Source organism: Paenibacillus sp. OK076 (assembly GCF_900110055.1).
GTDB lineage: Bacteria > Bacillota > Bacilli > Paenibacillales > Paenibacillaceae > Paenibacillus.
Genome location: NZ_FOCH01000011.1, coordinates 1 through 21,629, shown reverse-complemented (window position 1 = coordinate 21,629; position 21,629 = coordinate 1). Strand labels below are relative to the sequence as shown.

Annotated in this window: 19 protein-coding genes and 1 other RNA gene; 19 read left to right on the top strand and 1 reads right to left on the bottom strand. The window is 47.4% G+C overall.

Annotated features, from left to right (window positions below; all coding sequences use genetic code 11):
• The first annotated feature begins 315 nt into the window (after positions 1-315).
• The 5 genes from BMY78_RS31680 (at position 316) to argS (ending at position 5,867) form a co-directional block, all read left to right on the top strand.
• Positions 316-1,503 (top strand): WD40/YVTN/BNR-like repeat-containing protein, encoded by a 1,188-nt coding sequence (locus tag BMY78_RS31680; protein ID WP_090905337.1) that lies wholly within the window; start codon positions 316-318, stop codon positions 1,501-1,503.
• A 216-nt stretch (positions 1,504-1,719) separates the two neighbouring features.
• The gene (locus tag BMY78_RS31675) at positions 1,720-3,201 is read left to right on the top strand and encodes an alpha-N-arabinofuranosidase (RefSeq protein ID WP_090905335.1); all 1,482 of its coding nucleotides are present in this window, start codon (positions 1,720-1,722) and stop codon (positions 3,199-3,201) included.
• Between the two features lie 5 nt (positions 3,202-3,206).
• Positions 3,207-3,500, top strand: a complete 294-nt coding sequence (locus BMY78_RS31670; RefSeq protein ID WP_090905333.1) for a DUF6171 family protein — start codon at positions 3,207-3,209, stop codon at positions 3,498-3,500.
• A 265-nt stretch (positions 3,501-3,765) separates the two neighbouring features.
• A complete protein-coding gene (locus tag BMY78_RS31665; RefSeq protein WP_063567645.1) occupies positions 3,766-4,191 on the top strand; it encodes a YwiB family protein in 426 nt (141 codons plus the stop codon).
• Positions 4,188-5,867, top strand: coding sequence for an arginine--tRNA ligase (gene argS / locus BMY78_RS31660; protein ID WP_090905331.1), 1,680 nt, complete (start codon positions 4,188-4,190; stop codon positions 5,865-5,867). Before BMY78_RS31665 ends, argS begins: the two co-directional genes overlap by 4 nt.
• Before the next feature lie 244 nt (positions 5,868-6,111).
• Here the strand turns inward: argS and BMY78_RS31655 are convergent, their stop codons facing one another.
• Positions 6,112-7,266, bottom strand: a complete 1,155-nt coding sequence (locus tag BMY78_RS31655; RefSeq protein ID WP_090905328.1) for a S8 family peptidase — start codon at positions 7,264-7,266, stop codon at positions 6,112-6,114.
• A gap of 464 nt (positions 7,267-7,730) precedes the next feature.
• Between BMY78_RS31655 and rpoE the strand changes: the two genes are divergently transcribed.
• The 14 genes from rpoE to BMY78_RS31580 all read left to right on the top strand — a co-directional run bounded on the left by rpoE (position 7,731) and on the right by BMY78_RS31580 (position 21,212).
• Positions 7,731-8,306 carry a DNA-directed RNA polymerase subunit delta gene (gene rpoE / locus BMY78_RS31650; RefSeq protein ID WP_076292187.1) on the top strand — a complete coding sequence of 192 codons (576 nt, stop codon included), beginning with the start codon at positions 7,731-7,733 and terminating at the stop codon, positions 8,304-8,306.
• 492 nt (positions 8,307-8,798) lie between these two features.
• Entirely contained in the window at positions 8,799-10,403 is a 1,605-nt protein-coding gene (locus BMY78_RS31645; RefSeq protein WP_090905326.1) for a CTP synthase, read from the top strand.
• 220 nt (positions 10,404-10,623) lie between these two features.
• Positions 10,624-11,010, top strand: coding sequence for a response regulator (locus BMY78_RS31640; protein ID WP_024628781.1), 387 nt, complete (start codon positions 10,624-10,626; stop codon positions 11,008-11,010).
• Positions 11,011-11,270: 260 nt separating this feature from the next.
• A complete protein-coding gene (gene fba, locus BMY78_RS31635) occupies positions 11,271-12,125 on the top strand; it encodes a class II fructose-1,6-bisphosphate aldolase (RefSeq protein WP_090905324.1) in 855 nt (284 codons plus the stop codon).
• A 149-nt stretch (positions 12,126-12,274) separates the two neighbouring features.
• Positions 12,275-13,528 (top strand): UDP-N-acetylglucosamine 1-carboxyvinyltransferase, encoded by a 1,254-nt coding sequence (locus BMY78_RS31630; RefSeq protein ID WP_063567653.1) that lies wholly within the window; start codon positions 12,275-12,277, stop codon positions 13,526-13,528.
• A 469-nt stretch (positions 13,529-13,997) separates the two neighbouring features.
• Entirely contained in the window at positions 13,998-15,326 is a 1,329-nt protein-coding gene (rho, locus tag BMY78_RS31620; RefSeq protein WP_090905320.1) for a transcription termination factor Rho, read from the top strand.
• A 98-nt stretch (positions 15,327-15,424) separates the two neighbouring features.
• Positions 15,425-16,699: a radical SAM family protein gene (locus BMY78_RS31615; protein WP_090905318.1), complete on the top strand. Its 1,275-nt coding sequence runs from the start codon at positions 15,425-15,427 to the stop codon at positions 16,697-16,699.
• 103 nt (positions 16,700-16,802) lie between these two features.
• Complete coding sequence (gene rpmE, locus BMY78_RS31610) at positions 16,803-17,000, top strand: 50S ribosomal protein L31 (RefSeq protein WP_024628775.1); 198 nt, start codon at positions 16,803-16,805, stop codon at positions 16,998-17,000.
• Positions 17,001-17,149: 149 nt separating this feature from the next.
• Positions 17,150-17,417: signal recognition particle sRNA large type (ffs, locus tag BMY78_RS31605), an RNA gene on the top strand.
• 173 nt (positions 17,418-17,590) lie between these two features.
• On the top strand, positions 17,591-19,351 hold the full coding sequence (gene dnaX / locus BMY78_RS31600) for a DNA polymerase III subunit gamma/tau (RefSeq protein ID WP_090905316.1): 1,761 nt from the start codon (positions 17,591-17,593) through the stop codon (positions 19,349-19,351).
• 48 nt (positions 19,352-19,399) lie between these two features.
• The gene (locus BMY78_RS31595; RefSeq protein ID WP_024628773.1) at positions 19,400-19,711 is read left to right on the top strand and encodes a YbaB/EbfC family nucleoid-associated protein; all 312 of its coding nucleotides are present in this window, start codon (positions 19,400-19,402) and stop codon (positions 19,709-19,711) included.
• Between the two features lie 34 nt (positions 19,712-19,745).
• A complete protein-coding gene (gene recR, locus BMY78_RS31590) occupies positions 19,746-20,345 on the top strand; it encodes a recombination mediator RecR (protein ID WP_062329683.1) in 600 nt (199 codons plus the stop codon).
• Positions 20,346-20,678: 333 nt separating this feature from the next.
• The gene (locus tag BMY78_RS31585; RefSeq protein WP_090905375.1) at positions 20,679-20,906 is read left to right on the top strand and encodes a DUF2508 family protein; all 228 of its coding nucleotides are present in this window, start codon (positions 20,679-20,681) and stop codon (positions 20,904-20,906) included.
• Between the two features lie 36 nt (positions 20,907-20,942).
• Positions 20,943-21,212, top strand: coding sequence for a pro-sigmaK processing inhibitor BofA family protein (locus tag BMY78_RS31580; RefSeq protein WP_090905314.1), 270 nt, complete (start codon positions 20,943-20,945; stop codon positions 21,210-21,212).
• Positions 21,213-21,629 lie beyond the last annotated feature (417 nt).

The window sequence follows — 21,629 nt, the reverse complement described above, 5'->3', positions numbered from 1 at the left end:
TGTTCATCAATTTAACGTTAATACTAGCTAATCTCGCCATGCTATATGCTGCCTTTAGCATCAGGACACTTAAATACAATAAATTGCATTTTGCCCTTTGCCTTGTTTTAAGTATCACTTTTGTGATCATTGCTTTTAAGGCATATCCCATTTAAATCAGCTCTTAGTAGAGATTCATGATGAACCACTCGTGCCCATGAGATAACAAAATGTGGGTATGAGTGGTTTTTTTATTGCAATAATGTCACGCGCGATAAACAAATTGTTACGTTAAATCCTGCAAAATAGGGTAAAAACATAGAAGGAGGTGTCACAATGACAACAAAGAGCAGAATGACATGGAAACGGATTGGCGCAATTGCACTATCGGTAACACTGGCTTGGGGATTGGGACCGGTACATACTCTACCCGGCGCTAACGCTGCATCCTCCCCCACATGTGGAAGTGGAGATCACGGATTAACGGCTACGTTGAAAAAAGGCAGTGGTGTGGAAGACCAACGACTGCAATTTACGGATATCGATTTTCTGAACAATACAACCGGACGGGCTGCTGGTGAGGGATTCCTCATTGGCACATCGAATTCAGGCTGTACTTGGCAGTCCATCTATACGGGGCAATGGCAGTTCACACAACTTGATTTCCCCAATAATGTGAATGGATTTGCATTGGCACAGGTGAAGGATTCTCCAACGACGTATCTCATCCGCTCAACGGATGGTGGTGCGCACTGGACACGGATGGATACGAAGGGCATACCATTTAAACGAATTGATTTTCGCAATAAAAACGAAGGCTTTGGATACACCTATAATGGAGCTTATTTGACGAAGGATGGCGGTGCAACATGGAATCGAATCTCCACACCAGCCAATACACGCGGAGCTGTGTTTGCGACTGAGAAGCAAGGTTATGCTATTGTAGTGGTTCCTGGTTCGGGTTACCGTATCATGCAGACAAGTAATGGCGGCAAGAACTGGACGCAATCGTTGAAAGTGGCATCAACAACCTGGAGTGGTGGAGACTTATACGCAAACGGTAACCAGGTATGGGCTCTTCTGTATGGCGACGCAGGAATGTCCCAGCAGTCATATTCTCTCTACGCGAGCGGGAATGAGGGCAAGAAGTGGAGACAGGTCTTTGCTCAATCCACAGCAGGTGGGGGCCCTGCCCCAGGTGCAAGCAGCACAGGGAATGGAAAAGGCCCCGCAGACCCAGGGGGTCACCCAGGGAACATGGCGTTGATTGGTAATCAGACGGCCTATCTCTCCGCAGGATCACCTGCAGCAGGCAAAGTGGGGATTGGACGTTCATATGATGCAGGTTCCACGTGGAAAAATATCGACCTGAAAGATCCAGGTTATAGCTCCCGCATTTCGTTTCCTTCTGCCAAAACAGGCTGGCTCGTCGTAACCAGCGACAATTCTCCTGCGATTTATGAGACGACAGATGGTGGAACAACATGGAAGCAAAAAATGTTATTGCCCGCTGAAAACGAGTAAATGGCGTCATGCCATGGAATAATTTCAAGGCGATTTCAATCTAAAAGGGTATAAATCTTAACTTATTTGGCCTGATGAGGCCAGCGCAAACAAACAAGTCTTTTCCGGACAAAAAAAGCCGGAAAGGGCTTGTTTTTGCTTAAATAAAAACGGTTGAATCCTGTTCGGAAACACGTTATTGTAAGCGATAACAATACTATTTGGGAGGTTGAAATTATGGTTGATGTTATTCTAAAGGCAGATTCGGAACAAGGATTAATAAATCGCAATATATATGGTCATTTCTCAGAACATCTGGGACGCTGTATCTATGAAGGCATCTGGGTGGGGGAGGACTCACCTATTCCCAATACGGAAGGTATTCGAAATGATGTGCTTACTGCGCTGCAAAAACTGCGTATTCCCGTACTTCGCTGGCCTGGCGGTTGTTTTGCCGATGAGTATCACTGGAAAGATGGCGTAGGTCCCAAAAGTGAACGCGCCCGGATGATTAATACGCACTGGGGCGGGGTGGAAGAGAACAATCATTTTGGCACGCATGAATTCCTGAGATTATGTGAGCTACTTGATACGCAGCCATATATCAGTGGCAATCTGGGCAGCGGCACGGTGCAGGAGATGCAGGAATGGGTGGAATACATCACGTTTGATGGGGAATCACCGATGGCGAACTGGCGGAAGAGCAACGGCCGTGAAGAGCCATGGAAGCTGAAATACTTTGGAGTGGGGAACGAGAACTGGGGTTGCGGCGGTAATATGCGTCCGGAATATTACGCAGATGAGTACCGTCGTTATGCTACATATGTACGCAATTATTCCGGGAATGAAATTTATAAAATTGCCTGCGGCCCCAATGACAACAACTATCACTGGATGGAGGTGTTAATGCGGGAGGCCGGTCGATTTATGGATGGAATCAGCCTGCATTATTACACCATTCCAACAGGTGAGTGGGCAGATAAAGGTCAGGCTACAGGTTTTGGAGAAGCTGAATGGTTCACCACATTGAAAAAGACGCTATATATGGAAGAGTTACTTGTGAAGCACTCCGAGATTATGGACAAATATGATCCTGAGGGCAGAGTCGGTATTATCGTAGATGAGTGGGGAACGTGGTATAACGTTGAGCCAGGTACGAATCCAGGGTTCCTGTATCAACAAAATACGATGCGTGATGCTGTACTTGCTGGGATCAATCTGAATATTTTCAACCAACACAATAAAAGAGTGCATATGGCTAATCTGGCCCAGATCGTTAATGTGCTCCAGGCGTTGGTTTTGACAGAAGGAGAGAAGATGCTGCTTACGCCTACATATCATGTATTTGATATGTATCAGGTGCACATGGACGCGCAGCGGTTGGAACTGAATTACGAGAGCCCTGGATACACTTTCGGGGAAGAGACCATCCCTCAACTGAGTATGTCAGCTTCTCGCAGCAATGATGGCGTTATTCATGTGACGGCGTGTAACCTTAGTCATACGGATGAGCTTGAAGTGGTTTGTCAGATTGAATCAACGGACGCTTCTGCTGTAACGGGACGAATTCTGCATCATGCCGATTATAGTGCATTCAACACATTTGAACAGCCGGATCGGGTTCAACCGGCGGAATGGAAAGGTATTACACTCGAAAATAACAAACTGCGTTTTGTACTGCCTCCGGCCTCTGTTGGTGTGGTCGCTATAAAGGGATAATCAGTATGGATTCATCCGTGCAGAGTAGAAGCGCTGGGAAACGGGAACCATGCAAGGGATGTAACGATCAATATGATGTGAAGATTAGTGAAGCCAAGATGGCCCGGCTCGTGGAGCTTGCCTCACGTTCACGTCCAGCCGTCGAGGATGCTGAATATGAGCGGCGTTTATCTACCTGCTATAACTGTCCAGGGTTACAATACGGTACAACCTGCCGTTACTGTGGGTGTCTCGTACAGGTTCGCGCCAAGCTGGTAGAGTCGACCTGTCCGTTTCCATATGAGCCGCGATGGACCTGATCCAGAATATATTTCTTTATTAATGAAGCAAGGCAGAGCTGCACTTTACAGGTGTGGCTCTGCTTTTTTTGGCGTTGATGGGCAAGAACTCTGAATTTGGATTTGAATTGAGCGGGTGAACTGGATATAGTTATACAGTAGAGTGTAGGATAGCGAGCTATCCGGGAATATGAGCGCGTATAGCGGCACAACAATACAGGAAGGGCTGTTCTCACCGGCCGTGCCTGATTTTGCGTCGCCTCGAATATAATGGAGGTTAACATTCATGTCGAACATGCGACCGGTTCAGATCCGGCTGCACAGCCGTTATGAAGGTGAAGATGTACTGCAGGAAATGCAGGGTGAAGCCGTGTTGAAGGGATCTGTGCTCTATGTTCGTTATGAAGAGCCACAGGCTGGACCCGAGGGCGGTATTACCCGAACAACATTGAAGCTGGGCGGACAATCCATCAAGATTATACGTCACGGCGAGGTGGAATCGGAGCAAACATTTGAGTTAAACCGCAAGCTTCCTGGTTTTTACCGTTCGCCGTATATGTCGTTTGCCTTGTCCACGCATACACAGGAGCTGGAACTTTCCATTCAGGGATTGAGCGCACGCGCAGCGTGGAGCTACGACTTTTACCGCTTTGACGAAGAATCCGGACATTTCGCGATTAGTTTGCATATACAGGAGGAACCAATTTCATGACACGTAATCCATTAGATACGATTAACGAACGGGTAAGTACAGCCATCGGCAATGCCATTGTTGCTGCTGGCATTGTTACGCAGGAGGATCTGCCGACCATCACCCTTGAAGTACCACGCGAGAAAACACACGGCGATCTGGCAACCAATGCCGCTATGCAGCTGACCAAGATTGCCAAGCGTAATCCACGCCAGATCGCAGAAGAGATTATTGCCAATCTCAACCTGAGTGAAGCTGGAATCGAGAAAGCGGAAATTGCCGGACCGGGATTCATTAACTTTAAGTTGGACAAGAGTTATCTCTACCCTGTGCTGGGGCTTGTACATGAGCAGGGTGAGAATTATGGAAGAATCAATGTTGGTGAAGGGCGCAAGGTCGAGATGGAGTTTGTCAGTGCCAATCCGACAGGCAGTCTGCATCTGGGCCATGCGCGTGGAGCGGCTGTGGGTGATGCGCTTTGCAACATCCTCGACTATGCGGGATATGATGTAACACGCGAATACTACATTAATGACGCGGGTAACCAGGTATTTAATCTGGCTCGTTCCATTGAAGCTCGTTATTTGCAGGAACTGGGCCAAGACGCAGAGATGCCGGAAGACGGTTATCACGGTGAGGATATCAAAGGGTTTGCCAAGGAGCTAGTGGCTGAGAAAGGCGATTCTTTGCTGTCCATGCATCCAGGTGACCGTGCAGCTTACTTCCGCGACTTTGGTTTGGAGAAAGAACTGGACAAGATCAAACGTGACTTGAATCGCTTCCGCGTCAATTTCGACATCTGGTTCAGCGAAACTTCGCTGTATGATAACGGAGAAGTGTTGCGTGTGCTTGACGAATTGCGTGATCGTAATGAAATCTATGAGCAAGACGGAGCAACTTGGTTGAAAACGATGCAGTATGGTGACGATAAAGAGCGTGTTTTGATCAAAAATGACGGTACGTACACGTACCTTACACCGGACATTGCTTATCACCGTGATAAATATGCCCGTGGATACGACACGATGATTAACATCTGGGGAGCAGACCACCATGGCTACATTCCACGGATGAAAGCGGCCATGCAGGCACTGGGCAACGATCCTGAGAAATTGGTCGTGCTGATTGCACAAATGGTGAGCTTGTTCCAGAATGGCGAGAAAGTGAAGATGTCCAAGCGTACAGGCAAGGCGGTAACGATGGAAGATCTGATGGACGAAGTAGGCATTGATGCCATTCGTTACTTCTTTACTATGCGCAGCATGGATTCTCATCTGGACTTCGACATGGACCTTGCGATTTCGACGTCCAATGAAAACCCTGTATTCTATGTACAATATGCTCACGCTCGGGTATGCAGCGTATACCGTCAGGCAGAAGAACAAGGCATTGAGCTGTTGCCATTGGCACAGATCGACCTTTCGAAGCTGACCACGGAACATGAATATGACCTTCTTCGCAAAATGGGTGAACTGCCTGAAGAAATCGCAACTGCTGCTACGGGATATGCGCCGCATCGTATTGTTCGTTATGTATATGAACTGGCATCCCTGTTCCACAGTTACTATCGTGCAGAGCGCGTCATTACTGAAGACGCGGGACAAACCCAGGCGCGTCTGGCGCTGATCGGTGCTGTACGCACCGTCATCGCAACAGCGCTTCGTCTGGTGGGCGTATCCGCACCGGACAAAATGTAATTCAAGCCCTGGCGGTGCACAACCGCCTGTGGCTTTGGCAAAAAGTCTCCATGCACCACGCCTGCAATGCAGCGTGGACATGGAGACTTTTTGCTGTGCCCGCGGCCGAGTTCATACGGCCCCGAGGCACCCAGAGCCAGCGCTGCCTGCCGCCGTGGGCAACCACCGTGAAGCATCACATCACGCAGCAGTGCTGCGCTTAGTGATGCTTCACGGAACGGCTCCCTGCGGCAGGCAGCGCTGGTTACCCTCCGCCCTCCTGCATCAGCTTGAGGGCGTCAATCTCGCCACCGCGTATTTTGCTCTTCGCGGTGGAGGTCTTGCGTGGGCGCAGCGGAACGGTCGCGCGCTTCACGAGCATTTTGATCTCGGCTGGCGACAGGCCGGGGTGCTTCGCAAGCAAGAGCGCTATGGCGCCACTGACGTGGGATGTCGCCATGGAGGTGCCGCTCATCTCATGGTGCTTGCCTTGCACCCAGGAGGAGACAATTTTGTCCCCAGGCGCGTATACATCGACGTAAGCACCTCGGTTACTGAACGAGGCAATCCGCCGGTTTTTGTCGGTTGCCCCAACTGATATCGTTTGAGGATAACGTGCCGGATAATCAATGCTGCGGCGTTTGCCGTCATTTCCTGACGATGCAACAATGACAATCCCGGCCTGATAGGCACGGTTCACAACATCAAGCAATGCTTTGCTGCGCGTTTTCATGCCAAAGCTCATATTGATAATATCGACCCGATTGCGCACACACCAGTCGATGCCAAGCACAATGTCTGACACGAAGGCCGAACCATTATGGTCGAATGCCTTCACCGGATAGATCAGGGAGCGAGGAGCAACGCCAATCATACCTGCCATACTATTGGCTGCGGCAATGGTTCCGGCAATATGAGTGCCATGACCGTTATCATCATGAGGAAGTAGACTGCGGTTTAACAGATTGATTCCGCGTGCCAGCGAATAGCGAAGATCCGGGTGTTGATAATCGGCACCTGTGTCAATCACGCCGATTTTAATCCGATGTCCTGTGGATACGGACCATACTTTGGGAGCATGAATCTGTTTGACACCCCAAGGTATGCCCTGAGCACTGCTCGGTTTACTGTGAAGCGCGGTGGCATGAAGGGAGATGGGTACATCTTCTTCTACCGTAATCTCATCGCTGTAGCGAGATAACTGTTCTGGGTCATGCACCGGGGCGATAATGGAGCGGGCCAGCCGGGAAGAGCGTACCATACCAAGATCCGTAAATTCATTCCTCATCCGCGACAGTTCCACGAGGCAGGCTTCATATTGCTTCGGTTTGGCGAACCGGATCAGGTACCGCCGCCCCTGTTCTGGTTCGGGACGTTGCATTCCTTCAACCAATTGATGTAGAAAACCAGTATAGTCCATAATGGGCAGCCCCCTTCGGGATGAACATGCTGAGGTATTCTATGAATGCATTGATCCCGCCGCATGGGGAACCTGCCCTTTTTTTACAAAAAACACGTTCTCTTCGTGTCAAAACGGGCGCAGGGACATATGATGGATGGAGGGCTAGAGGGCTCTTGCGGGGACCCTGGTGAGGAGCGATCCTTCAAGGGTATACAGTCAGAAGGCGGAGGGGACTCCGTCTTTTTTATATGATGATGTTTTTTTTGCACAAAGGGCGATATGTCCCCGAGTTAGATGTCTCTTACGGGTCTGTACATTGCTCGTTTGAAGTCGCTTCTTGGAATTATGAGACATCCATACATAAAAACTTGCTTTTTGAGGCTAAATAGGTTTTACTTAGGTTTGTTAATGGATATGTTATACGTAACGTTCCAGTTCGTAGGGATATAAAGTGAATTTTGTGTGAGAGGAAGTGTCTGTCAGTGAGTACCTCGCTCAATTTGAAAATTGATAAAGAAAAGGTCAGAGAGATTCCTTTGGTGGACCTCGCCTTTATGGTGCTGAAAGCGGCCAATACGCCGTATTACTACCGTGATTTGATGAATGAGGTAGCTAAACAGCGCGGAATGACTGATGAAGAAATTAACGAGTTTATCGCCCAGCTATATACCGAGATTAATATCGATGGCCGTTTTGCTTGCGTCGGTACAAGTCTGTGGGGCTTGAAGCGCTGGTATCCGGTAGCTGGATCGGAAGATACGATGACGGGTGCGAAGCGTCCGCGCATCATCAACGATGAAGACGATGATCTGGAAGATGAGGACTTCGGGGAAGAGGAAGACAGCTACAACAGCGACGAAGACTTCGATAATTCTGACGATGATCAGGACGAAGATGATGATGACGATGATGATGACGAAGACGACATCTTTGACGAAGAAGATGGCGATGAAGAAGTTCTGGTTGAAGATGACGATTTGGAAGAGGAAGACCTCGATGAAGACGATGAAGAAGAGTCCGAAGACGAGGGTGAATTTGACGACGATTCCGATAAGTAGCAGTCATTTTTGACCTCGATAGTTTACCCGTTTTCCCCGCATAGTCAGCCTTGACAGCAGACGGGGTAACGGGTAAACTATTGCATGGGCTTATGAATGAGCGACAAAATATTTATGTTTTTTATAAAAAGTGCCCCGTCCTGCGGGAGTACTTTTTTTGTATTTTTAGAGGCAGAATTTTGCAAAATGATTTGAATTCCGCATGCTCCCGGCCAACAATCCGTGGTCTATTTTTGTATATCCAAAACAACAAATGGATCGATGCAATGATATCTATTTAGGGACAGGCCCGGTAGTTGGCTCTCGGAAGGTTTGCACCATTCTACGCTGTAGAACAACGTTGTTTACACACGGTCTTCGCATGAAAGAGCAGTTCGCAGATGCAGGGAATTTCTGCCATTGCTCTTTTTAACGATGATTACCTGGGAAACGGGTTACGATAATACCATATATCGCCTGAATTTCTGTACTTATATTAGGAGGGTAATAATAGTGACAAAGTATATTTTCGTGACGGGCGGAGTTGTGTCCTCCCTGGGCAAAGGGATAACGGCTGCCTCGCTGGGCAGATTGCTGAAAAACAGAGGGTTGAAGGTAACTATTCAAAAATTTGATCCATACATCAATATCGACCCGGGGACAATGAGTCCTTATCAGCATGGTGAGGTTTTTGTAACGGATGATGGCGCGGAAACGGATCTTGACCTTGGCCACTACGAACGTTTTATTGACATCAACCTCTCCAAAAACAGCAACGTCACGACTGGTAAAGTATACTCCTCCGTCATCAGCAAAGAGCGGCGCGGGGAATATCTGGGCGGAACGGTACAAGTCATTCCACACATTACGAACGAGATCAAAGAGCGCGTATTCCGCGCAGGACGTGAAGCGGGTTCGGATGTTGTTATTACGGAGATCGGCGGTACGGTGGGTGACATCGAGAGCTTGCCGTTCCTGGAAGCTATTCGTCAAATCAAGAGTGATGTAGGTCGTGACAACGTCATGTACATCCATGTAACACTTATTCCTTACATCAAGGCTGCCGGCGAAGTGAAAACTAAGCCAACGCAGCACAGTGTGAAGGAATTGCGCAGTATCGGAATTCAACCGAACGTCATTGTATGCCGTACAGAGTATGAGCTGTCCAAAGATATGAAAGCCAAAATCGCTCTCTTCTGTGACATTGATGAAAATGCCGTGGTGGAATGCCGTGATGCAGACACATTGTACCAAGTGCCTTTGAACCTGCGTGAAGAAGGTTTGGATGAGATTGTGGTAAACCACCTGAAGCTGACTACTCCTGCACCGGATATGAGCGAGTGGGAAGGGCTGGTTGACCGTATCAACAAGCTGCAGCATACAGTGGAGATTGCCATTGTAGGTAAATATGTAGCTTTGCATGATGCTTATTTGAGTGTTGTTGAATCCTTGTCTCATGCAGGATTTGCATCCAATGCTGATGTGAAGATTCGCTGGATTCACTCCGAAGATATCACCGATGAGAATGTGGGCGATCTGTTGCACGGCGTAGGCGGAATTCTCGTACCAGGCGGATTTGGTGATCGGGGTATTGAAGGTAAAGTATCTGCGATTCGTTATGCCCGTGAGAAACAAATTCCGTTCTTCGGTATTTGCCTGGGTATGCAGGTTTCCGTTATTGAATATGCACGTTCCATCGTTGGTTTGACTGGAGCAAACAGCTCCGAAATCAATCCGGCTACAGAGTTCCCGGTAATCGACCTGTTGCCTGAACAAAAAGATATCGAAAACCTGGGTGGTACAATGCGTCTGGGTCTGTATCCTTGTAAGCTTCAGGAAGGTTCCCTGGCAATGTCTTGTTATGATGATGAGTTGGTCTATGAGAGACACCGTCACCGGTATGAGTTCAACAATGAATATCGTGAAGCGATCGAAAAAGCCGGTCTGGTAATCTCGGGTACATCCCCGGATGGACGTCTGGTTGAGATCGTGGAGCTTCCGGGACACCCATGGTTCTTGGCAGTACAATTCCACCCGGAATTCACTTCCCGTCCGAACCGTCCGCAGCCGTTGTTCCGTGAGTTTGTAAAAGCTTCTCTGGAGAACGCTGGGAAATAAGTATTGATCATTAAGTTATAAATAAATGGATGTTCTTGGCAGCCGATAAGGGTGCCAGGGGCATCCTTTTTTAGTGCGTAAAGTTAAGCGAAAATGGTTTTTGGCATTTTGGGATGTAAGCAGGATTTCAATGGGTAAGGTAGAATACTTATCATGACGACTATGGGATTGTTATCCAGATTCAGACGTACATGCTTTCCTAATTCTAGGAGGTTACTCAGTGGAAAATAAAAAAGTGTTGATAGTTGATGACCAAAACGGTATTCGAATCCTGTTAATGGAAGTGTTCAGCAGCGAAGGATATAATACGTTCCAAGCGCCTAATGGGAAGATCGCCCTGGAGATAGTAAATAATGACAAACCTGATCTTGTGCTGCTTGATATGAAGATTCCTGGCATGGATGGCCTGGAAATTCTGAAACATATTAAGGAAATTGATCCGGATATCAAAGTCATCATGATGACGGCTTATGGTGAACTGGACATGATCAAAGAAGCTACGGATCTTGGAGCGCTCATGCACTTTACGAAACCGTTTGATATCGATGAAATGCGAGTGGCAGTCAATATGCAGCTTCGAAATGATACTGCGAATAAGTGCAGCTGAATCCTGTAGATACAGGATTTTTTTGCGTGTGAGGCTGTGAGAGTTTACGGGTGGGCATACAAGGTATTTCAGTCAGACATCCGGGGAATATTGGAAATGGGGACGTCATCATGCTGTGTCTATGAAAACTGTGCTGCAAAGCACAGCATTTTTGCAAATGCTTGTTTAGTATTTGACATGGGATGTGGTATAATAAGCCCGTATGTGATTTCGGCTAAAAACCATAGACACAACCCAACACCCCTAGGAGGATTGAAACCATGCCATTAGTATCTATGACAGACATGTTGAACAAAGCACTCGAAGGTAAATATGCAGTTGGTCAATACAACATCAATAACCTTGAGTGGACTCAAGCGATTCTTGCTGCTGCTGAAGAAGAGAAATCCCCAGTAATCTTGGGCGTATCCGAAGGCGCAGCGCGTCACATGAGCGGTTTCTACACAGTAGTTAAAATGGTAGAAGGACTCATTCACGACATGAAAATCACCGTTCCAGTTGCGATTCACCTGGACCACGGTTCCAGCTTTGACAAGTGTAAAGAAGCGATCGATGCTGGATTTACATCCGTAATGATCGACGGTTCTCACCACTCTATCGATGAAAACATCGCAATGACTAAAAAAGTTGTTGAATATGCACACGCTAAAGGCGTTTCTGTAGAAGCCGAAGTAGGTACTGTTGGTGGACAAGAAGACGACGTTATCGGTGGTATCATGTACGCTGACCTGAACGAGTGTGTACGTATCGTTAAAGAAACAGGTATCGACACATTGGCTCCGGCTCTTGGTTCCGTACACGGTCCTTACCATGGCGAGCCTAACTTGGGCTTCAAAGAAATGGAAGAAGTTCGCGATGCAGTTAACGTTCCACTGGTACTGCATGGTGGTACAGGTATCCCTAAACATGATATCGACAAAGCCATTTCCCTGGGAACTTCCAAAATCAACGTGAACACTGAGAACCAAATTTCGTTCTCCAAAGTGGTTCGCGAAGTGCTTGCAGCTAAACCAGATGCTTACGATCCACGTACATTCATCGTACCAGGCCGTGATGCAATCAAAGAAACCGTTAAAGGTAAAATTCGCGAGTTTGGTTCCAACAACAAAGCGTAATTTGTCTTTACCAGTTCCATACTGTGTAAGTGGAAAGAACACCGCCTAGCCGGTGTCTTTCCATTTTCACGCCTTATTTCTACATCGAAAGCCAACAGCACGTATTGCCGTTAACCGGCTGCAAAACACGTAGGGGGACATTAAGCTTTATGGAAAAATTGATGATTAGTGGCGGACGTCCGTTACAGGGAACTGTAACTATAAGCGGCGCCAAGAACAGCGCCATCGCGCTTATTCCTGCAGCATTGCTTGCCGAGTCAGAAGTCGTGCTGGACAACCTGCCGCTTTTGAGTGACGTGGCGGTTTATGCAGAAATTTTGGAGGAACTCGGAGCTCGTGTACACTGGGAAGGCAGTCAGATGAAGATCGATCCTTCCGATATTAAATCCATTCCCATGCCGAATGGTCCCGTGAAGAAGCTACGTGCTTCGTATTATATGATGGGAGCACTGCTTGGGCGTTTTAAAGAAGCAACCATTGGTTTGCCCGGGGGCTGCAACTTTGAGCCTCGTCCGATTGATCAACATATCAAAGGGTTTGAAGCGCTTGGCGCAACCGTAACGAACGAACATGGCTCCATTCATTTGCATGCCAAAGAGCTGCGCGGAGCAAAGATTTATCTTGATGTAAGCAGTGTAGGTGCAACCATTAACATCATGCTGGCGGCTACTCGTGCCAAAGGCTCTACAATTATCGAAAACGCGGCTAAAGAGCCTGAGATTATAGATGTAGCAACACTTTTGAATTCAATGGGTGCCAGCATCAAGGGTGCGGGTACCGAAACGATCCGCATTGAAGGTGTGTCGGAGCTTAAGGGCTGCCGTCATTCTATCATTCCGGACCGTATACAAGCAGGTACGTATATGATCGCTGCGGCTGCGACGCGTGGCGACGTTCTGATTGACAATGTCATTCCTAAACATCTGGAGGCTTTGACGGCAAAGTTGCTGGAAATGGGTGTTGGCATTGAAGAACTCGACGAAAGTATTCGTGTCATTGGCAAACCAAGCTACAATCATGTAGACGTTAAGGCGCTCGTATATCCCGGTTTTCCAACGGATTTGCAGTCCCCGATGACTAGTGTATTGACACAGGCAACGGGTGTGAGTGTCCTGAGCGACTTTGTATATAGCAACCGATTCAAGCACGTTCCTGAATTGGTACGCATGGGTGCCAAAATCCGTGTGGAAGGGCGCTCGGCTATTATTGAAGGCAGTGCACTGAATGCGGCCAAGGTAAAAGCATCCGATCTTCGCGCCGGTGCCGCGCTGGTGATCGCGGGTCTCACCGTCAGTGAAGGTGTGACCGAAGTGACAGGCGTTGAATTTATCGACCGCGGGTACGATCATCTAGTAACCAATCTGCGTCTGCTAGGTGCAGATGTGTGGCGAGAAACCGATTAATTCTGTATTGTATGACGAGTTTTACGGTATTCAAATGATTATTTTGGCAGAACTGCATATCCTTTCAGTAATTGGGTAAACCTGTTTTAATAGAGTTCTCAGTCTCTCCGGGATAAGACGAAATGTTCCTGTTTCCTTTACCGGAGGGTCTTTTTTTGAGTCAGACTTCATATGGCTTTAAGAACATCATTTCCTTTTCCCCAAACCCCGGTTTTGTTTGAACTGCGCTCCATAGCCGGTCTGCCCGGATCGAACGCCTCATGTATTCGTGTTCACTCACTAGCGGATCTTGCCGAAAGTTGGCTATCCCGCCCGGAAACTTACACTCAAAGACAAGTATTTGCATTATAACGGTTACATTCCGTACAATGGACAGAAGAGAAATGCAGAACGATGCTGCTCTTATAGCCGGAACATCAAGCGAAACTATCCATTTCACGGACTTATTAATTGAATAGGTGGTTATTATATGGATCTACAAATTTCCGATTTGGAAGAAATGAAACTAACGGACCTCTACAAACTGGCCAAAAAATATCAAATTCCCTACTACGGCACTTTAAAAAAGAAAGAATTGATCTTCGCTATACTACGTGCGCAAGCTGAACAGAGCGGATTGATGTTCATGCAGGGTGTGCTCGAAATTCTACCTGAAGGCTACGGATTCCTTCGTCCGATCAATTACCTGCCAAGTACGGAAGACATCTACATCTCAGCCTCACAGATTCGCAAGTTTGACCTAAGAACAGGTGACCTCGTATCAGGTAAGTGTAGAACACCTAAAGAAAACGAGCGATACTTCGGTTTGCTGCAAGTCAACGCTGTAAATGGTGAGAATCCATCGGCGGCTGCGGAAAGGCTTCACTTCCCGGCATTAACCCCATTGTACCCGCAGAAGAAACTGGTTCTCGAAACATCCCCCAACCATTTGTCCACACGCATTATGGATGTGCTCGCCCCGGTAGGACTGGGACAGCGCGGATTGATCGTAGCACCTCCCAAAGCGGGTAAAACACTACTCCTCAAAGAAATCGCCAACAGCATCTCAACCAACAACCCAGAAATTGAACTATTTGTCCTGTTGATTGATGAACGTCCGGAAGAAGTTACGGATATGTCGCGTTCGGTTAAAGGGGAAGTTGTGGCTTCTACGTTCGATGAGCTGCCAGAAAACCATATCAAAGTTGCGGAATTGGTGCTGGAACGTGCGCTCCGCCTGGTTGAAGCGAAAAAAGACGTCGTTATTTTGCTGGATAGCATTACGCGTCTTGCTCGTGCATACAACCTGGTCATCCCACCGTCCGGACGGACACTTAGTGGCGGTATTGACCCTGCAGCATTCCATCGTCCTAAACGTTTCTTCGGTTCTGCACGGAATGTGGAAGAGGGCGGAAGCCTGACGATCCTGGCTACAGCATTGATTGATACAGGATCACGTATGGATGATATCATTTATGAAGAATTTAAAGGTACGGGCAATATGGAGCTTCATCTGGATCGTAAGCTGGCCGAGCGTCGTATTTTCCCGGCTATCGATATTCGTCGTTCCGGTACACGTCGCGAAGAAGTGTTGCTGAGCAAGGAAGAACTTGATACAATCTGGGCGATTCGTAAAAATATGAACGATTCCCACGACTTTGTCGAAGGTTTCTTGAAAAAACTGCGTAATAGCAAGACGAACGCTGAATTCCTGGCGGCATTTGATACAGCTGGCAGCAGCAGTCCAACCAGCAACTCCGGATCGACTACGACTCGCCGCTCGCCAAGACAGACTGCGGCGTCCGGTACAACTACCTAGCATTACGTCGTTGATTTAACTCAAATTTTGCAGCGCTGCTGCTGATTAACAATATACTCGTCGTTTGGTTTTAACCCATTAGATGTGAGGAGAACATCATGTATTTAGTATACGCAGATGAAAAAGGTAATGTATTTGATCATCCTTCCCTGTACGGGTTGGCCCGCAGTGGAGATATGATCGTCGAAATTATGGAGGATGAGCTGATTCCTTTGCCGGAAGGTGCAACGCTGGTTGGACTGCCGAGTACACGCCCGATTGGTATGGACCCGGATACTGGCGAAATGCTTCCAATGCCTAGCGATACACAGGCGGTTGGGGCTTTGCTTCCGCAAGGGTTCACTCGGTTGTGTCTGCCGGGGTATGTAAAGACGGATAAAGAGTACAAACTGCCTTTGTTCGGTTACTCGGCTGTTGTGTGGAAAGATGGTCAGTTTTACGTCACTGCCCGGATGTCGGATCATCCAGATCAATGGAATCCGCTGAACTGTGATCGGGATGACGTACGTGCGGGTGTTAAACGTTTAACGAAGCAATATCCTGAAAACCGTCTCTATACCCATCTGTCCAATTGTGCGCTCGGGTATGAATGTCTGACTTCGTCCAACACCTTCCTGAATCGTTGGGAAGGCGGAGTTCCAGTATCCTATTCCTGCAACGCAGGCTGTTTCGGATGTATTTCCGAGCAACCGGATGATAGTGGCTTCGTTTCTCCGCAGACCCGGATGAATTTCCGTCCGCGTGTGGACGAAATCGTTGAAGTAATGCTGGAGCACTTGAAGACGCCGGAATCGATTATCAGCTTTGGTCAAGGTTGTGAAGGGGAGCCTTCCACACAGGCCAAATTGATTATTGAAGCCATCCGTGAAGTGCGTTCCATAACCGACATGGGATATATCAACATTAACACCAATGCCGGTTTGAATGATCACATGAGAGGTATTGTTGATGCAGGGCTTGACCTCATGCGTGTAAGTACAATCAGCGCTCTGGATGACCACTACAATGCATACTACAAACCTCGCGGATATACACTGGCCAATGTAGAAAAATCGATGAAATACGCCGCTTCCCAGGGCGTATATACGTCGATCAACTATTTGATCTTCCCGGGAGTAACAGATCGTGAGGAAGAGATTGAAGCGATGATTGAGTTTGCTCGCAGAACCGAGTTGCGTCTTATTCAAATGCGTAATCTTAATATTGACCCGGAGAGCTATCTGGAATTGATTCCTCCGGCTCAAGGTGATATTTTGGGTATGAAGCAAATGATTGAGATCTTTGAGGAAGAGCTGCCTGATGTCGTTATCGGCTCTTACACGCATGTTCCCCCAGCTGGAATGGCACGTCCTAAACGTCTGATCACCTCTTGACAATAATGGATTGCAACCGGCATTAGGCCGTGTTATAATCTTCGATGTTGTGCCATTTACTCTGGGTCCGCTTGAGGCTCAGGGCGGAAAGAGGTGAAAGGTAATGAAAGCAGCAATTCATCCTAAATACACGATTGGTCAAGTATCTTGCGCTTGCGGGAATACTTTTGAGACTGGTTCGGTTAAAGACGGACTTCGTGTAGAGATTTGCTCCGCGTGCCACCCGTTCTTCACCGGTAAACAGAAGTTTATCGATGCTGGCGGCCGTGTTGATCGTTTCAAGAAAAAATACGGAATCTAATTCAGCAATTCCCTGGGGATTGTCTGTCTATTACATCCAAATCACCTCTGCCGTTCCGGCAGGGGTTTTTATATATTTTCATGTGATTATATTGCTACCCTTTTCGCTCCGGTTGCAATTTAGACAACCTTAAGTTATACTATTTCTTACCGTGCTAGATGGGGAGGTAGCGGTGCCCTGTAACTCGCAATCCGCTACAGCGAGGTTGAATTCCTGCTAGAGGTTTTGTCGATGTGAGGTTTGGTCCCTTAACGTGGTGTTGACGGTTGGGTCCTCCGCAATGAGTACTCATGAACCTGGTCAGGTCCGGAAGGAAGCAGCCATAAGTGAGATCACTCTTGTGCCGGAGGGTCGCCTAGCCCGAGCTGTTGTTAAGGGGTGCCGCTTGGATCGCAAATATCGATAGCAGGTGCACGGCTTACCATTTAAATGTAGAGACCTTTGCAGTTGTATGTATGCAGAGGTCTTTTTGATATGTCTAAAAAAACCACGTATGATGAGTCAGATAAAGTTTGGATTCACCCCGGAATATAGTATAATGGGGGAACGACAAAGGACTCGAATGCGAAGTGGAAGGAAGGTAACGCATCATGGAGCATATCGCGTTATACCGGGCTTGGCGTCCCCAGTCGTTTCAAGATATGGTGGGACAACAGCATATTATTCAGACCTTGCAGAACGCGATTCGTGAACAGCGGACTTCCCATGCCTACTTGTTTAGCGGGCCCAGAGGAACAGGGAAGACGAGTGCCGCCAAGATTTTGGCCAAAGCTGTAAACTGCGAACGCGGGCCTGCGCCTGAGCCTTGTAACGAGTGTGAAGCTTGCCGCAGGATTACGACTGGCGCTGTGATGGATGTGCAGGAAATTGATGCCGCATCCAACCGTGGCGTTGAAGAAATCCGCGATCTTCGGGAAAAGGTGAAATACGCCCCGACTGAAGTCCGGCAGAAAGTGTATATTATTGACGAAGTGCACATGCTGACGACAGAGGCATTCAATGCGCTGCTCAAAACATTGGAAGAGCCTCCGCCACATGTGATGTTTATTTTGGCAACGACAGAACCCCATCGTCTTCCGGCAACAATTATTTCTCGCTGTCAGCGATTTGATTTTCGCAGAGTGTCTCTGGAAGAACAGACAGCACGACTTACGCTGATCTGTGAACAGGAAGGCATGGAAGCCGATCAGGACGCACTCCAGTATATTGCTCGTCTGTCTGACGGGGGAATGAGGGACGCACTCAGTGTCCTGGATCAGATATCTTCCTTTACAGATGGAAGGGTGACCTATCAGCAGGTTATGGATATGACCGGAGGCATTCCTTCCGAACAGTTTGCAAAGTTGGCTGCTTCTCTGCTCAAGGGCGATGTAGGTCATATTTTGCAGATGATCGAAGGGTTCATGCATGAAGGTAAGAGTGCGGACAAGTGCATGGAAAATTTGCTTTATTATTTCCGTGATTTGCTTATGATTAAGATGGTGCCGGATGCCGATAAACTGACGGATCGGGTACTTAACCCCGAGTCGTTCCGTGATATGGCGGAATCATTCACCAAGGAACAGCTGTTCCAGATGATTGATACACTTAACCGGTACCAGAGTGAGATGAAATATGCAGTACAGCCGCAGACGCTGTTTGAAGTAGCTCTCCTTAAACTGTGCAGTATTCCTGCTCAAGGGGCGTCATCGGGTCAGATGGCGGGTTCGGCCGGCGCTGCTCCTGCTGTATCCGCGCCAGTGGATGGCGGGGAGATCAACCGACTGAAGCAACAGCTTGCTGAACTGGAGAAAAAGCTGGATCGTGCGCTTAAGAGCGGTTTGTCTGGGGGAGAGGCTGCATCAAGTGCTCCTTCACGCCCGGCAACACGAGCTCCGGTGTCGAGAGGCAATTCGCCAGCGAAGTTACCTGCACAGCTTGATCAGTATGTTGCACATAAGGGATCTCCTGAGTTTACGGAGGTTAGCAAGAAGTGGGGGCAGATCCTGCAGCGCGTCAAAGAAGAGAAAGTAACCGTTCACGCCTGGTTTATGGATGGTGAACCTGTATCGGTGCTGGAAGACAATGTTCTGGTGGCGTTTAAGAACAACATCCACCGTGAAACTACGGAGAAGCAGGCTAATCGCGAAGTGATTGAACGGGTGCTGTCTGAACAGCTTGGACGTTCAGCGCGTCTTGTGACGATGATGCTCAAAGATTGGACTGGAGCGATGGAAGGAGCTGCTGAAACGCCAAAGGAGGACTTTAAGCTTGAACCTGAGCATGAAGACGGCGGTTCAGGCAACAAGCAGCCTTGGATTGATGAAGCCATCCAGCTCTTTGGTGAGGACCTTGTAGTGATCAAAGAATAGATATACATGCGCCTGGCGCGATAACTATACCAAAGGAGATGAATAATCATGAACAACATGAACCAAATGATGAAACAAGTGAAGAAAATGCAGGAGCAAATGCTGAAGGCACAGGAGGAACTGGCGGACAAAACAGTCCAAGGTACTTCTGGTGGCGGTGTTGTAACTGCTGAAGTTAACGGACATAAGAAATTGCTGGCGATCACTATCAAGCCAGAAGCGGTTGATCCAGAAGATGTAGAAATGCTGCAGGATCTGGTTATGACAGCAGTCAATGACGCAATGACCAAAGCGGATGAAATTGCGAACCAGGATATGGGTAAATTCACAGGCGGTATGAAAATTCCGGGATTATTTTAATTAAAATTGATCCTATCAAAGGAGACGCAATCGATTGTATTATCCCGAACCGATAGCGAAGCTGATTGATGCTTTCACCCGTTTGCCGGGTGTTGGCCCCAAGACTGCGGCGCGACTAGCTTTTCATGTGCTTAACATGAAGGAAGATGACGTTATTGATTTTGCCAAAGCGCTCGTCAGTGTGAAGCGGAATCTTCATTACTGTTCGGTGTGTTGTAATATTACGGATACTGACCCGTGTCGGATCTGTCAGGATAAATCCAGGGATGTCTCGGTAATCTGTGTCGTTCAGGATTCCAAAGATTTGGTGGCTATGGAGCGTACCAAGGAATTTGACGGATACTATCATGTGCTGCAGGGTGCAATCTCTCCTATGGAGGGGATAGGTCCGGATGATATCCGTCTGAAGGAACTATTGACCCGTTTAAGCGATGAGCGAGTTAAAGAACTGATTCTGGCTACAAATCCGAATATCGAAGGTGAGGCCACGGCGATGTATATTTCTCGTCTGGTCCGTCCGTTTGAGATCTCGGTGACTCGGATTGCCCATGGATTGCCTGTTGGGGGCGACCTGGAGTATGCGGATGAAGTGACTCTTTCCAAGGCGCTGGAAGGGCGCAGGGAAATGAGATAGCTGTGCGTGTTTCTTATTAAGAGTATGCGCCTATAATGATTGATTTCCTAATTGAAAAGAATAGATAAGTTTGGATTACTTAGAGAGCCCTTTGGGCTCTCTTTTTTTGTTTTAATACTCTTTGAAATGTCGCTTAAATGTAAAGCCTCTCATTTCTACTGATGTATCATAGAATTTCGTTGAGATTAAATTAACGATTCATTAAATTGTTTAGCTCAGTTCTAAGTTTGTCCTTTCCCTGATATGTATGAGAATATGTCGTGCTGATTAGGAGGGAGCGAGCTTATGTTTATATGGCGAAATATAGGAAGATCGGTGGAGAAGCGTGAAAGAATGCTAAAGGAGATGGAAGAGGAACAGATTTATTCAGATATACAGAAAGCCAAGGCAGAGTGGGAACGGGCTGTCAGACAGTTTGAAGAGGCGCAGGGGCAGGATGAGATTGATTATGCGATCTATGTGCTGGAGGCCGCGGAGCGTAAATATCAGATTCATTTGAAGCGTGCTAAACGTGTAGGGATTAATAAGGCAGTTATAAGTGATCGGGGAGTGAGCATGTAGGTGGAGGTGTGACATTCAATTATGGGGGTGTTAAGTATGAAGAGTCTTATATTAGGTAGTGTGCTTGTTGTGTCGTTACTAGGGCTGATAATCATCTTGTTTAGAAAACGGATTGGGCTATCCTTCTTTACATCATTCGGGATTCATCTGGTACTGGCTGCGGTGGGGATATATGTTGTTAATTATTCTGGTTGGATCACTGGAGCATACATCCCGCTGAACCCTGCCACAATAGGTACTGTAAGCATTCTAGGACTGCCGGGTGTTGGTTTATTATTGGGTTTGAAAATTTCTTTGTTTGGGTAGTTGACTCCTTCGATGTTTATATGGTACATTATATCTCGTTGCTTTGCTTGCTTGGTTAAATGCTTTTGACGAAATGATTGAGTTTGATAAGAACTCGAAAAAAGAATTTCAAAAAAAGCTTGACTGAAACAAACGAAGTATGGTATATTATAAAAGTCGCCGCTGAGAGAAAATGGTGATGAAAAAGCAAGAAAATTATTGAGTTTGATCTTTGAAAACTGAACAACGAGTGAGTAACGATCTTGCTTGCAAGATCAACGCTGAGAAATCGGTACACGTCTTCGGACGGTATGATTTCGAAGCAACAATGAGATTTTTAATCTCGTCAGTTTCAAAATGAGCTTATCGCTCTTTTCAATACTTTATTGGAGAGTTTGATCCTGGCTCAGGACGAACGCTGGCGGCATGCCTAATACA

Coding starts and splice junctions, on each gene's coding strand:
- BMY78_RS31680 (WP_090905337.1), top strand. CDS start 316: ATGACAACAAAGAGCAGAATGACATGGAAACGGATTGGCGCAATTGCA.
- BMY78_RS31675 (WP_090905335.1), top strand. CDS start 1,720: ATGGTTGATGTTATTCTAAAGGCAGATTCGGAACAAGGATTAATAAAT.
- BMY78_RS31670 (WP_090905333.1), top strand. CDS start 3,207: ATGGATTCATCCGTGCAGAGTAGAAGCGCTGGGAAACGGGAACCATGC.
- BMY78_RS31665 (WP_063567645.1), top strand. CDS start 3,766: ATGTCGAACATGCGACCGGTTCAGATCCGGCTGCACAGCCGTTATGAA.
- argS (WP_090905331.1), top strand. CDS start 4,188: ATGACACGTAATCCATTAGATACGATTAACGAACGGGTAAGTACAGCC.
- BMY78_RS31655 (WP_090905328.1), bottom strand. CDS start 7,266: ATGGACTATACTGGTTTTCTACATCAATTGGTTGAAGGAATGCAACGT.
- fba (WP_090905324.1), top strand. CDS start 11,271: ATGCCATTAGTATCTATGACAGACATGTTGAACAAAGCACTCGAAGGT.
- BMY78_RS31630 (WP_063567653.1), top strand. CDS start 12,275: ATGGAAAAATTGATGATTAGTGGCGGACGTCCGTTACAGGGAACTGTA.
- rho (WP_090905320.1), top strand. CDS start 13,998: ATGGATCTACAAATTTCCGATTTGGAAGAAATGAAACTAACGGACCTC.
- BMY78_RS31615 (WP_090905318.1), top strand. CDS start 15,425: ATGTATTTAGTATACGCAGATGAAAAAGGTAATGTATTTGATCATCCT.
- rpmE (WP_024628775.1), top strand. CDS start 16,803: ATGAAAGCAGCAATTCATCCTAAATACACGATTGGTCAAGTATCTTGC.
- dnaX (WP_090905316.1), top strand. CDS start 17,591: ATGGAGCATATCGCGTTATACCGGGCTTGGCGTCCCCAGTCGTTTCAA.
- BMY78_RS31595 (WP_024628773.1), top strand. CDS start 19,400: ATGAACAACATGAACCAAATGATGAAACAAGTGAAGAAAATGCAGGAG.
- BMY78_RS31585 (WP_090905375.1), top strand. CDS start 20,679: ATGCTAAAGGAGATGGAAGAGGAACAGATTTATTCAGATATACAGAAA.
- BMY78_RS31580 (WP_090905314.1), top strand. CDS start 20,943: ATGAAGAGTCTTATATTAGGTAGTGTGCTTGTTGTGTCGTTACTAGGG.